Source organism: Streptomyces marianii (assembly GCF_005795905.1).
Lineage (GTDB): Bacteria > Actinomycetota > Actinomycetes > Streptomycetales > Streptomycetaceae > Streptomyces > Streptomyces marianii.
Map to the genome: position 1 here is coordinate 6613785 of NZ_VAWE01000001.1, position 12919 is coordinate 6626703.

Here is a 12919-nt window from a genome sequence, read left to right on the forward strand (position 1 = left end):
CCGGGCACGGGGGGCCCGAGCGGTGCTCCGCGTCTCAGCCGCAGTCGCGCGGCTTCGGCAGCCTTGGCAGCCGGTCCGCACGCACGACCTGGATCACCGACCGCGCACCCGGCCCCTTCGTCTGGTCCTTGTTGTAGGCGACGGCCAGCGCGCCCGCTCTGGCCTGGGCGTAGCCGTACTGCGGGGTGATCCGCGTGTACGCGGAGGTCCGCAGGTCCAGGGCGTAGGCGGCCTCGGGCGTACGCCACGTGATCAGTTCACCGCTGATGCGCAGCTGGTCGAGCCCCTCGGCAGCGGGGGCACCGGAGAGCCGCGCCACCGGTGACGACTGCCCCTGCCGCCAGACCACCAGCCTCGGCTCACCCCCGTCCTTCCCCTCCTCGATCCAGGCCCAGGTGGCGCCGTCCGAGGCCGGAGACCTCAGATCGCGCAGTGCGGCGAGGGGCCCCGGCAGTCCGGCGGGGCGCAGGGTGGCGAACGACAGCGCGGACAACTGCGTCGACCGGCCGTCCGCGCTCGCCTCCCGCCAGGCCAGCAGCCCGCCCGCGGCGAACGGGGCGTCCAGCACACCGGAGTGCAGGGCGCGCGGCGAGGGCGCCCGGTTCCCGGAGCCGGGCCTGCGGACCGGACTGCTGAAGATCGTGGCCCGGCCCTTGCCCGTGCCCTGCGCCCAGAAGACCGAACCGTTCCGGACGACGGGCTGGGGGAGTGGGCCGGGGAGGGTTGACCGCGCGAGCCTGCGCATCCCGCCCTGGGCGTCCTGCACGTATAGCGACCACGGACTGTCGAGCGTGCGGCCCTCCAGGACCGCGAACGCCGTCCACCGCCCGTCCGCCGAGACGTCGGCCGCGAGGAGCTGGTGTTCGACGGGATCGGTGAACGTCAGCAGGGTGCGCGGTGCCTCGGCGTCCTCGACGACGGCCGCCCGGCGGCTCCGCCCGTCGGAAAGCTGGACGACGGTCCACCTGGCCCGGGGCCCGACCTCGGTGAGGACCGCACGCTGGCCCGCCGGCGCACGGAACTCGCCTGCAGCGAGCGCGGACCGCCAGCTCTCGGGCAGGGGCGCCTCGCATGCCGCCCGGACGACGGTGGCCGGCGGGGAAGCCGTCCGAGCGGAGCCGGACGGGAGCGCGTGCGCCGGTTCCGACGAGGAGGGAGCCGAGGGAACCCGAGAGGCGGTGTCCGTCGGGGCCGACTCGTGGGCCGGCGAGCACCCCAGGCCCGCGAGCACGAGCAGGGCCGAGCCGAGCAGCGCCGGGACCCGTGGTGCGCCGGAGCGGTGCCATCGTTCCGGTGGTGCCGGTGGTGCGCCGGCGCGGCCCCACCGGCCGCACCGCCGGTCCGGACGGTCCGGCGCCCCGCCCGCCGGACGGGGCCGGCCGGCCGGGAAGTCCCGGCCGGAGGGCTTACCAGACGTAGCCACGGCCACCCATGATCGTCGTGATGGTGTCCGCGGAGATCCGGGCGGACTTCGGGACTCCGCCGGCCCACGAGATCACGCTGGTGCTCACCCCGCCGACCGGGTCCAGGTAGCGGACCTGCCGCGCGTCCGTGTCGCTGTTGTAGCCGTCGATGGCGACCCAGTGGAAGATCTCGATGTTCGGGTGCCCGGCCAGGTGCGGACCGCCCGGTACCTCCCAGGCGTTGCCTGCGATCGCGTAGTCGTAGTCCGTGTTGTGGACGATGTGCTCCCGGAAGTCCGCCACATCGGCCGACGTCGGGCTGTACGGCAGCGACCTCGGCACGTAGTTGGCGCCGGGGAGACGGTGGTTGAGGGCGTCGGCCATCGGATAGCCGGTCGGCTCCTCGACGTCGATGCCGACCCCGTACCAGGCCGTGCCGCTGGTGTCGGTCTCCAGGAGGTCCGCCGCGCTCTGCTGGGAGCGCCCGCCGACCTCGTCGTGCGCGGACTGGGCGATGACGAGGGCGGCCGGGCCGCACCAGTACGACCTTCGCTGGGACTGGTGCAGCCCGCCGGAGACGATGTAGCCGGCTCGCTTGGCGCGGGGGGCGGGCCGCCCGAACCACGCGGCGGCCTCCGCCTCCTTCCGGGCGGTGACGCGGCGCTGCTCGGCGGTGAGTCGCTGCGGCCCGAGGGTGTCCAGGGCCTGCTTGTAGAAGGCGCCTGGCGCCCTCCGGGACCCGGATCCGGGCAGGAGGCCCGGGAACGGGTCGGTGTCGTGCCCCGCCGTCGCGCGGGCGTCGGCCGGCTCCGCGGCGGCGGCCGGCCCGGTCGCGGTGAGGGCGGAGAGGAGGCACACGGCCGTGAGGAGGGCGAGGCAACGCCCTGTGCGCACTGCTGACATCGGTGGTCGCTTCCTGTACGAGGGGGGACTCGGGCAAGCGCTGCCGTGGGTGTCGCACGACTCTTGCGCGTGGGCAGCTGGGGGCGTACCTCGACGGTGCCCCGTGCCCCTGTGCCTCTCGGGGCGGCTCGCCGCGTGCCGCGGATCTTTCGCCCGCTAAGGTGAGCCGCCATGACGACCTTTGATCACTCAGTTGCCGGGCCCTCTTCTCCTTCGTTCGTCGTGCACATCCCGGACGCGGAGCTGGAGCCCGAGCCCCTCGACCCGGCGCAGATCGTCTCGGGGAACCCGGTGGTGACGGGCAAGGTGCTGTGGGAGTCCGAGGACGGGAAGCAGGTGCGAGGCCTCTGGCAGATCACGCCCGGCGTGGTCACCGACACGGAGGCGAACGAACTGTTCGTCGTCGTGAGCGGGCGCGCCACGGTCGAGGTCGAGGGCGGTGCCACGCTGGAGATCGGGCCGGGCGACGCCTGTGTGCTGCGCGAGGGCGACCGTACGACGTGGACCGTCCACGAGACGCTGCGCAAGGCCTACCACATCAGCCAGTGACGGCGTCGGCGGGCGGTCAGTCCCCGGCCGCCGCGCCGTTGCGGGTGACGGCGCGGCGGACGGCGAGGGCCGCGAGTGGCAGTAGCAGACACGCGCCGACGAGGTTGAGCAGGCCGTAGCCTCCCTGCGCCACGATCAGCCCCGCCATGACACCGCCGATGCCCGCTGCCGCGTTCATGGTCAGGTCCGACAGGCCCTGGACCGCCGCCCGGGCGGGGCCCGGCACGGAGTCGGTGAGCAGAGCGGAGCCGGAGACCAGGCCCGCCGACCAGCCGAGGCCGAGCAGGAACAGACCCGCCGCGGTACGGCCGTGGCTCGCTCCCGCCGTGCCCGCGAGCAGTGCGGCGCACGACAGCAGGCCCACGGCGAGTCCGATCACCGACAGCCTGCCGAAGCGGTCGGACAGTACGCCCATCACCGGCGAGAAGGCGTACATACCGGCGATGTGGCCGCTGATGACCAGGCCGATCAGCTGGATACCCGCGCCGTGGTGGCTCAGCGCGACGGGGGTCATCGACATGATCGACACCATCGCGGTGTGCGAGACGGCGACCGTGACGAGCGCCAGCCTGGCTCCGGCGGACTCCCGTACGGCACGGACTCCCGCACGCAGCGACCGCTCCTCCTTGTCCCCTTCCTCCGACGGCGCGAGCGCACGGGCCGTCAGCAGCGGATCGGGCCGCAGCAGCACGGCGACGACCACCGCCGCGATCAGGAAGACCCCGGCCGCCCAGACGAACGGCCCGGCGGTCTCCGGTATCCCCGACCCGGAGACACTCCGGCCCGCCGGTGCGGCGATGTTCGGTCCCAGGACCGCCCCGATGGTGGTCGCCCACACCACCAGGGAGATGGCGCGGGCGCGTCGAGCCGGCTCCGCCAGGTCCGCTGCGGCGAAGCGCGCCTGGAGGTTCGCCGAGGAGGCGGCCCCGAAGGCGGCCATGCCCAGCAGGAGGAGCGGGAAGTTGCCGAGCACCGACGCGAGTACCACCACACCGGCGCCCACGGCCCCGATCACATAGGCCAGTACCAGCCCGGGACGCCGCCCACGGGCGGTCATCAGCGAGGCGAGCGGAACGGACAGCAGCGCCGTGCCGGCAACCGTCGCGGTGGGGGCGAGGCCCGACAGCGCCTCCGACCCGCTGACCTGCTGGGCCAGTACGGCGGCCAGCGCGATGCCGGTCGCGACCCCGAGACCGCCGAGGATCTGGCTCGCGATCAGCACGGGAGTGATCCGGCGGCGCAGGGCGGGCAGGTCCGGGGAGCCGGCGGCTATGGGCACGTCGTGAGAGGTACTGGTCACTGCCGCAGTGTGCCAGTGACATCGGCTCCACGGCACCCCGGCCGTCGCGCCGCGGTGGGCCGCCGCACGCCGTCCGCGCGGTCCGGTCCGGTCAGAAGAGCGGCTGCGGCAGCACTCCCTCCAGTGCCAGCAGCTTCCGCTTGGTCTCGAGGCCGCCGCCGAAACCGCCCAGGCCACCGTCGCTCTCCACCACGCGGTGGCACGGCACCACCAGGGGCAGGGGATTGGACCCCATCGCAGCGCCCACCGCCTGGGCGGCACCGGGCCGGCCCGCCCGCTCGGCCAGCTCCCCATACCCCACGACCGTGCCGTACGGCACGGTCTCCGCGAGCTCGTGCAGCACCCGGCGGTTGAAGCCGGACGTCAGCGACCAGTCCAGCGGCAGCCCGAACTCCGAGCGCCGCCCCGTGAAGTACTCCGCGAGCCGGCGTATCGGCTCGGCCAGCAGCCCCGAGCCCCGGACGTCCTCGACCCCCCGGCGGCCCAGGCGCTCCGCGAGCCGGCCGACCGCTCCGGCCCGCACCGGCTCCCGGGCGTGGAAGGCGATGCTCACCAGTCCGTCCTCGGTCGCGGCGAGCAGCAGCGGCCCGATGCCCGAGTCCACGACGGTCCACTCGAAGCTCTTCATGCGGACCACCGTACGGCCGGGCACCGACAGCCGACCCGGCCCGTGGGAACGCCGGACCGGGCTCCCGGGCCGGTATCGGATCGCCGACGGGCCGGGTGTGCGCACCGGTCCGCCACGGGCGGGCGCCCGGCGCGCGTGTCGGTGCTCCGACGAGGACGTCTCCGCCGAGTCCGAGTCCGAGTCCGCCCAGGCCACCGGGGCCGGCTGAGTCGGGCCGGGCTGAGCCGGGCTGAGCCGGGCTGAGCCGGTCAACGTTTCAACGGGCTCCCGGACCGATCACTTACGGTCGCAGGATGGCCACAAGATGAACGGAACCCTCGCGCTGCGACTCCCGGCCCACGCTTTCGTCGCGGATAAATCTCCGTCCCGAGGTTTGCTTGCCGGGGCGCTCGCCATACGCTCGCCCAGGACGGCCTTCTCGACGGGACGCACGAGGACACCTGGCGACACATGGGGCGAAGGGCATAACGCGATGCAGGGCACAGTGGACGGTTTCAGCCATGGGCTCGTCACGCCCGTGGCCGCGTACCTCATGGCGTGCCTGGGGGGTGTGCTCGGGCTGCGCTGCACGACCAGGGCACTGCGGAGCGGGGGCGCCGTGCGGCCGGGCTGGCTGGCGCTCGGTGCCGTCTCCATCGGTTCCGGGATCTGGACGATGCACTTCGTCGCCATGACGGGCTTCGCCGTGGACGGGGTTCCGATCGGCTACGACCCCGTGATCACCTTCGCCAGCCTCGGCGTCGCCGTCGTGATGACCGCGATCGGGACGTTCGTCGTCGGCCATCGCGGCGCGAACACGATGGCCCTGGTCACCGGCGGCATGATCACGGGCCTCGGTATCGCGACCGTGCACTACCTGGGCATGGCGGGCATGCAGCTCAGTGGCCGGTTCGAGTACGACACCCCGACCGTGGCGCTGTCGGTGGTGATCGCCGTCGTGGCGGCGACGGCCGCGCTGTGGGCGGCGGTTTCGGTCCGCGGTCTCCTGCCGAGCCTCGGCGCCGGACTGGTGATGGGGGTGGCGGTCAGCGGGATGCACTACACCGGTATGGCCGCCGTCACCGTCCATGTGGACGGCGCCGCCTCGCCGTCGGTCGAGGGCGACAGTCCGCTCACGCTTCTCGCCCCGATGCTGGTGGGGCCCGTGGTGTTCCTGGTCCTGGCGGCGGTGATCGTCATGTCCGACCCCGCGCTCCTCACGGGCGACCCGGACGTACGGCACGCTCCTGTCCTGGGGCGTGCCGCCGCCGTGGGCGTGCCCGCGCAGCGCCGCCCCCCTCACGCCGAGCCGGCGAACTGGGCGGCGCCGTCCCGAGAGGCCCGTCCCGGCTTCCAGCGCGCCCGCCGGCCCTGACGGGCCCGCCCGCGCCGCGGTGGCACCTGCCGGGCAGGACGGGCCGCCGCGTCCGCCGCGCGGCCGTCACGAGCGGTCCGGGCCGGTTGTCGGTGGGGGGCCGTACGGTTGATGGCATGCGGCCCGTTACCGAGATCGAACGCACGATGGCGCCCTTCGAGGTCGTCAGTCCCTACCAGCCCAGCGGCGACCAGCCCGCGGCCATCGCCGAGCTCGACCGGCGCGTCCGCGCGGGTGAGAAGGACGTGGTGCTGCTCGGTGCGACCGGCACCGGCAAGTCGGCCACCACGGCCTGGATGATCGAGAAGCTCCAGCGCCCGACCCTCGTGATGGCGCCGAACAAGACCCTGGCCGCCCAGCTGGCGAACGAGTTCCGCGAGCTCCTGCCGAACAACGCGGTCGAGTACTTCGTCTCGTACTACGACTACTACCAGCCCGAGGCGTACGTCCCGCAGTCCGACACCTACATCGAGAAGGACTCCTCGATCAACGAGGAGGTGGAGCGGCTGCGCCACTCCGCGACGAACTCCCTGCTCACCCGCAGGGACGTCGTGGTGGTCGCCTCCGTCTCGTGCATCTACGGCCTCGGCACCCCGCAGGAGTACGTGGACCGCATGGTGCCGCTGCGGGTCGGCGACGAGATCGACCGCGACCAGCTGCTGCGCCGCTTCGTGGACATCCAGTACGCGCGCAACGACCTCGCCTTCACCCGTGGCACCTTCCGGGTCCGCGGCGACACCATCGAGATCTTCCCGGTGTACGAGGAGCTCGCCGTCCGGATCGAGATGTTCGGCGACGAGATCGAGGCGCTCTCCACGCTCCACCCGATCACGGGCGAGGTGATCAGCGACGACCGCGAGCTGTACGTCTTCCCGGCCAGCCACTACGTCGCCGGCCCGGAGCGCATGGAGAAGGCGATCACCGGCATCGAGCGGGAGCTCGAGGAGCGCCTCGCGGAGCTTGAGAAGCAGGGCAAGCTCCTGGAGGCCCAGCGGCTGCGCATGCGCACCACGTACGACATCGAGATGCTGCGCCAGATCGGCACCTGCTCCGGTGTGGAGAACTACTCGATGCACTTCGACGGCCGCCTCCCGGGCAGTGCGCCGAACACCCTTCTCGACTACTTTCCGGAGGACTTCCTCCTGGTCATCGACGAGTCCCACGTCACGGTCCCGCAGATCGGCGCCATGTACGAAGGCGACGCCTCCCGCAAGCGCACCCTCGTGGACCACGGCTTCCGGCTGCCCTCCGCGCTCGACAACCGGCCGCTGAAGTGGGAGGAGTTCCAGGAGCGGATCGGGCAGACCGTCTATCTGTCGGCGACCCCGGGCGCGTACGAACTCTCCCGCGCCGACGGCTCGGTCGAGCAGATCATCCGCCCCACCGGCCTCGTCGACCCGGAGATCGTCGTCAAGCCCACCGAGGGCCAGATCGACGACCTCGTGCACGAGATCCGCACGCGCACCGAGAAGGACGAGCGCGTCCTCGTCACCACACTCACCAAGAAGATGGCCGAGGACCTGACGGACTACTTCCTGGAGCTCGGCGTCCGGGTCCGCTACCTGCACAGCGACGTGGACACGCTCCGCCGGATCGAGCTGCTGCGCGAACTGCGCGCCGGTGAGTACGACGTCCTGGTCGGCATCAACCTCCTCCGGGAGGGCCTCGACCTCCCCGAGGTGTCGCTGGTGGCGATCCTCGACGCCGACAAGGAGGGTTTCCTGCGCTCCGGCACCTCGTTGATCCAGACCATCGGCCGCGCGGCGCGCAACGTGTCCGGACAGGTCCACATGTACGCCGACAAGATCACTCCGGCGATGGAGAAGGCGATCGAGGAGACCAACCGGCGCCGGGCCAAGCAGATCGCGTACAACGAGGCGAACGGCATCGACCCGCAGCCGCTCCGCAAGAAGATCAACGACATCGTCGCCACCATCGCCCGCGAGGAGGTCGACACCGAGCAGCTCCTCGGCACCGGCTATCGGCAGGGCAAGGACGGCAAGGGAGCCAAGGCCCCTGTTCCGTCCCTGGCCGCGCACGCCGTCAAAGGCGCCGACGCAAAGGGCGCCAAGGCGGGCAAGGGCGCGGTCACGAGCGACCGGCCGGCCGCCGAACTGGCGGGGATCATCGAGGAGATGACGGACCGGATGCGAGCCGCGGCGGCGGAGCTCCAGTTCGAGGTGGCCGCGCGGTTGCGGGACGAGGTGGGCGAACTGAAGAAGGAGCTGCGGCAGATGAAGGAGGCCGGTATCGCCTGAGCCGGGCCGGTGTCGTCCGGGACGCGGCCAGTGTCTCAACACCGCCACAAAAACACACCAAGTCTGCTGCACGGTCGGAGCGACTGCGTAGGGTGCAGGCAACCGCACACACGGACGGTTGCGGGGGAACCATGGAGAGGGGACAGCGCGTGGTGGACGTATCCAAGGGCAATGCGCCCGGGGGTCCCGGAGTCAATCTGACCAAGGGACAGGCCATCAGCCTGGAGAAGAAGGGCGGCGGCACCCTCACCGCGGTGCGGATGGGCCTCGGCTGGCAGGCGGCCCCCCGCCGGGGACTGTTCGGGTCGCGCACCCGGGAGATCGACCTGGACGCCTCGGCGGTGCTCTTCGCCGACAAGCAGCCGGTGGACGTGGTCTTCTTCCGGCACCTCGTGAGCGACGACGGCTCGGTCCGCCACACCGGCGACAACCTGGTCGGCGGCGCCGGCCAGGGCGGCGACGACGAGGCGATCCTCGTCGACCTGCAGCGGGTGCCGGTGCACATCGACCAGATCGTGTTCACCGTCAACTCCTTCACGGGCCAGACCTTCCAGGAAGTGCAGAACGCGTTCTGCCGCATCGTGGACGAGACCAACGGCCAGGAGCTCGCCCGCTACACGCTGGACGGCGGCGGTCAGTACACCGCCCAGATCATGGCCAAGGTGCACCGCGCCGGCTCGGGCTGGCAGATGACCGCCCTGGGCAACCCGGCCAACGGCCGTACGTTCCAGGACCTGATGCCGTCGATCGTGCCGCACCTGTAGGCACGCGGGCAGGTCCGTCCGCACCAGAGGTCACGGCGGCGCCCCGCCGTGACCCGCGCAGCTCCCGGAGGCGAGCAGGTCACCGGGAGCTGCTCCGCACACCACCGAGGGGGACAGAGGCGATGACGGCCGAGCTGGTCAGGGGACAGAACCATCCCTTGCCCCACACCCGACTGGAGATCCGGGTGTCGGCCGGCAAGCCGGTCGTGGCCGCCGCCGCGTTGAGCGACGAGGACGGCCGGGTTCCGGGGACCGAGTGGGTCGCCCACCCCTCACAGCCGGCCCTGCCCGGCGTCGAGGTCTCCCGCCAGGCCACCGCGGACCATCTGCTGGCCGTCGATCTGAACGCCGTACCCGCCTCCGCCCACCGGGTGACGGTGCTGCTGGCGCTGCCCATGGGGCCGGGGCGCCCCGTACGCTTCGGGGCCGTCGCCGCCCCGTTCGTCTCCGTCGGCTCCCCGGGCGGCGACGAGATCGCGAGCTACACCGTCACCGGCCTGGACACCGAGTCCGCCGTCGTAGCCCTGGAGCTGTACCGCCGCCAGGGGGCCTGGAAGGTCCGCGCCGTCGGCCAGGGTTATGCGGGCGGTCTTGCCGCATGTCTCACCGACCAGGGCCTCGACCGCGCCGGCGAACTCGCCGCGGTCGTCCACGAGGCCGTCGCCCCCGGCCTCTCGCGCACCCTCGGCACGCCGCCGCCCCGGACGACGGAGGTGCGGCACAGCGCGGCTGCGGCCGCCGCTGCGGGCGACACCGGCCCCTCTCCCGACCCCGGCCCGCCATCGGGCGCGGGTGCGGGTACACAGCCCTCGGGCCGGGCGACTCCGCAGCCGCCGGCCCAGACGCACGGCGGTCCCGTCAACTACTCGCACCCGCGCAGGCAGTCCGCCGCGCCGCCGTCTCCGCCCCCGGCGGTGCCGCACGCCGAGCCCGGGCGGCCGCCGGTTCCCGTCGCGGGTGACGCCACCGGCTGGTCCATGGAGGAGCGGCTGTACAACCAGGTCTGGGGCATGTTCGAGGACCTGGCCCGGGCGACGGCCGCCTACCGCGGCGCGGTGGACTTCGCCGACTCACGGCTCGACCAGGAGCTCGACCGCGCCCTGTCCGATCCGCGCAGCCGGATAGCCGGCGGCGACAGCGCACGTGGGACGGCCCGTGCCAAGCACGACGAGCTGACGGGGCGCGCCCGCGAGGCCCTCGACCGCGACCTGGCCCAGCTGGCCGCGGAGTCCGAAGCCGTCGAGCCCGCCCTGCCGCCGGCGTTCGCCCGCTGGGACAGCCCGGTCTGGCACGGCTACCGCGTCCCGATGGAGATCCCCATGGCCCTCCGCCTCGGCGAACTCCACCTGCCCGAGCGGCCCGAGCTCAGGATCCCGATGCTGGTCCGGCTGCCGCTGGAGCGCGGACTGTGGGTGGACAGCGGCCGGGCCACGTCGGAGGCCGCCGTGACGCTGGACGAAGTGCGGTTGCGCGCGCTCGCCGTGGACACCGCGGTCGCCCACGCGGCCCGGCTGCTCGCGGTCTATCCGGCCGGGGAGTTCACCGTGCACGTCATCGACCCCGCGGGTTCGGCGGCGCGTTCGCTGGCCCCGCTGGTGCGGTCGGGCGTGCTGGACGGGCCGCCGGCGGCCGGGGCCGAGGGCGTCTCCACGGTGCTGGCGAAGCTCACGCAGCGTGTGGACCTGGTGCAGATGGCCGTGCGCGGGGGCGCGGCCGACGCACTGCCGCCGGACCTGGACACCGCCCAGCAACTGCTGATCGTCAACGACTTCCCGCACGGTTTCGACGACCGCGCCGTCACACAGCTTCGCTACCTCGCCGACGAGGGGCCCGCGGTCGGCGTCCATCTGCTGATGGTCGCCGACCGGGAGGACGCCTCCGCGTACGGGCCGGTGCTCGACCCGCTGTGGCGCTCGCTGCTGCGGATCACCCCGGTCCCGGACGACCACCTGGCCGATCCATGGGTCCAGCACGCCTGGACGTACGAGCCTCCGTCGGTGCCCGAGGGCAGCGATGTGCTCGGGCTGGTGCTGGCGAAGGTCGCGGAGGCTCGGCGCACCTGGCGGCGCTGACCCGCGTACGCCGGCGCGCTCCGGACCTCGCGCGCCACCGGCCGGCTCAGGCGGCACCGGTCCGCCCCCGAGCTTCCCCGTGCCCGGAGCCGCCCGCCCTGTCCGCCCCTCGGGACGATTCCGGGCTCAGCTCACTGAGCTGAGACTTTGACCCTTCATTACCCTCGTCTTTACCGTCCTTTGGTCTTTCGGGTAGTGTTTCCTGCGCGGAGGGGAGTACTCCCACCTGCGGCGTGCCCGTCAGTACGGATCGACAGACCCAGAGCGGTCCCGGGGCGCCGGCCCGCGGTTCGGCGACCAGCCACCCGGGTGGAAGAGACCTCCGGCAGCGACGACGCTGATGAGTAGCCGTACGACGCCGGAGGCGCAATGGACGTTTCGTTGACCATGTGGCTGGTGACCATCCTTGGTCTCTCCGCCCTGATCGCGGTCGACTTCTTCATCGGGCGAAAGCCCCATGACGTGTCGATCAAGGAAGCGGGAATCTGGACGATCGTCTGGATCGTCCTGGCAGTGATCTTCGGTGTCGGACTGCTGATGGCCGGTGAGAGCCAGGCCTCGGGTGAGTTCTTCGCCGGCTACATCACGGAGAAGTCGCTCAGCGTCGACAACCTCTTCGTCTTCGTGCTGATCATGGCGAAGTTCGCGGTGCCGTCGCAGCTCCAGCAGCGCGTCCTGATGTTCGGTGTGCTCATCGCGCTGGTGCTGCGGGCCATCTTCATCGCCGCGGGTGCCGCGATCATCGCCAGCTTCTCCTGGGTCTTCTACATCTTCGGCGCGTTCCTGATCTACACCGCCTGGAAGCTCATCCAGGAGGCGCGGTCCGACGAGGACGAGGACGAGTTCGAGGAGAACAGGCTCCTCAAGTCCGTCGAGCGGAAGTTCGGCGTCGCCGACAGGTACCACGGCACCAAGCTCTTCATCCGCGTCAACGGCAAGCGGGTGCTGACGCCGCTGATGGTCGTCATGCTCGCCATCGGCACCACCGACGTGCTGTTCGCCCTGGACTCGATCCCCGCGATCTTCGGTCTGACCCAGGACCCGTACATCGTCTTCACCGCGAACGCCTTCGCGCTGATGGGTCTGCGGCAGCTGTACTTCCTCATCGGCGGACTGCTCAAGAAGCTGGTCCACCTCAGCTACGGCCTATCGGTGATCCTCGGCTTCATCGGCGTCAAACTGGTGCTGCACGCACTGCACGAATCCGGAGTCCATGTCCCCGAGATCTCCATCCCGTTCTCGCTGACGGTCATCTGCGGCGTTCTGATCATCACCACGATCACGAGCCTCATCGCCGCCAGAAAGCTGGAGAAGCGGGAGGCGGAGGCCAAGGCCGCGGACTCCTCCGAGAAGGACAGCGTCGAGGCCTGAGTCACCGCGGATGTCCGGATCGGCGAGGGCCGCGCGGATGTCGTCGGCGCGTTGGCGGGGTGTGGACCCCATCGTGCGGGTGGCCGGGTACTCGACCGGAACCAGCCCGAACTCCTTCTCCAGTCGTTCGTGTTCCGGCTCGTACGGCAGGGGCAGCAGACCGGGCAGGCCCGAGGAGGGGGAGATCACGGCGATACGGCCCCGGGCCGGGGCTTGGGCGGGTAGACGGGTACGGGGACCGTGGAGGCGGTGCCGGGCGGTGCCATGGGCTGCAGGCTGGTGCCGCTCAGGCGACGCCGCTCGGCCCGTCGCGAAAC

Annotated in this window: 10 protein-coding genes and 1 pseudogene; 6 read left to right on the forward strand and 5 right to left on the reverse strand. The window is 72.0% G+C overall.

The features are described 5' to 3' along the window. Nucleotides 1-34: 34 nt before the first annotated feature. Both FEF34_RS29960 and FEF34_RS29965 read right to left on the reverse strand, forming a co-directional pair. The gene (locus FEF34_RS29960) at nucleotides 35-1423 is read right to left on the reverse strand and encodes a hypothetical protein (RefSeq protein WP_234042614.1); all 1389 of its coding nucleotides are present in this window, start codon (nucleotides 1421-1423) and stop codon (nucleotides 35-37) included. After that, nucleotides 1407-2306: a cysteine peptidase family C39 domain-containing protein gene (locus FEF34_RS29965; protein WP_138055945.1), complete on the reverse strand. Its 900-nt coding sequence runs from the start codon at nucleotides 2304-2306 to the stop codon at nucleotides 1407-1409. Before FEF34_RS29965 ends, FEF34_RS29960 begins: the two co-directional genes overlap by 17 nt. A 171-nt stretch (nucleotides 2307-2477) precedes the next feature. Between FEF34_RS29965 and FEF34_RS29970 the strand changes: the two genes are divergently transcribed. After that, on the forward strand, nucleotides 2478-2855 hold the full coding sequence (locus FEF34_RS29970; RefSeq protein ID WP_138055946.1) for a cupin domain-containing protein: 378 nt from the start codon (nucleotides 2478-2480) through the stop codon (nucleotides 2853-2855). Nucleotides 2856-2871: 16 nt separating this feature from the next. Here FEF34_RS29970 and FEF34_RS29975 read toward each other — a convergent pair whose 3' ends face one another. Together FEF34_RS29975 and FEF34_RS29980 are read right to left on the reverse strand one after the other, a co-directional pair. After that, nucleotides 2872-4155 carry an MFS transporter gene (locus FEF34_RS29975; RefSeq protein WP_138055947.1) on the reverse strand — a complete coding sequence of 428 codons (1284 nt, stop codon included), beginning with the start codon at nucleotides 4153-4155 and terminating at the stop codon, nucleotides 2872-2874. Nucleotides 4156-4246: 91 nt separating this feature from the next. Further along, on the reverse strand, nucleotides 4247-4783 hold the full coding sequence (locus FEF34_RS29980; RefSeq protein WP_138055948.1) for a methylated-DNA--[protein]-cysteine S-methyltransferase: 537 nt from the start codon (nucleotides 4781-4783) through the stop codon (nucleotides 4247-4249). 472 nt (nucleotides 4784-5255) lie between these two features. Here FEF34_RS29980 and FEF34_RS29985 point away from each other — a divergent pair, with 472 nt between their 5' ends. From FEF34_RS29985 to FEF34_RS30005, 5 genes are all read left to right on the forward strand, one after another. Beyond that, a complete protein-coding gene (locus tag FEF34_RS29985) occupies nucleotides 5256-6137 on the forward strand; it encodes an MHYT domain-containing protein (RefSeq protein ID WP_171053146.1) in 882 nt (293 codons plus the stop codon). A 116-nt stretch (nucleotides 6138-6253) separates the two neighbouring features. After that, nucleotides 6254-8395: an excinuclease ABC subunit UvrB gene (uvrB, locus tag FEF34_RS29990; RefSeq protein WP_138055949.1), complete on the forward strand. Its 2142-nt coding sequence runs from the start codon at nucleotides 6254-6256 to the stop codon at nucleotides 8393-8395. Between the two features lie 131 nt (nucleotides 8396-8526). After that, nucleotides 8527-9159, forward strand: coding sequence for a TerD family protein (locus tag FEF34_RS29995; RefSeq protein ID WP_138055950.1), 633 nt, complete (start codon nucleotides 8527-8529; stop codon nucleotides 9157-9159). A 122-nt stretch (nucleotides 9160-9281) separates the two neighbouring features. Then, nucleotides 9282-11231, forward strand: coding sequence for a TerD family protein (locus FEF34_RS30000; RefSeq protein WP_138055951.1), 1950 nt, complete (start codon nucleotides 9282-9284; stop codon nucleotides 11229-11231). Between the two features lie 369 nt (nucleotides 11232-11600). Continuing rightward, nucleotides 11601-12602 (forward strand): TerC family protein, encoded by a 1002-nt coding sequence (locus FEF34_RS30005; RefSeq protein WP_138055952.1) that lies wholly within the window; start codon nucleotides 11601-11603, stop codon nucleotides 12600-12602. A gap of 6 nt (nucleotides 12603-12608) precedes the next feature. Here the strand turns inward: FEF34_RS30005 and FEF34_RS43305 are convergent. Beyond that, a pseudogene (locus FEF34_RS43305) lies at nucleotides 12609-12868 on the reverse strand (LD-carboxypeptidase); the annotation flags it as partial. Nucleotides 12869-12919 lie beyond the last annotated feature (51 nt).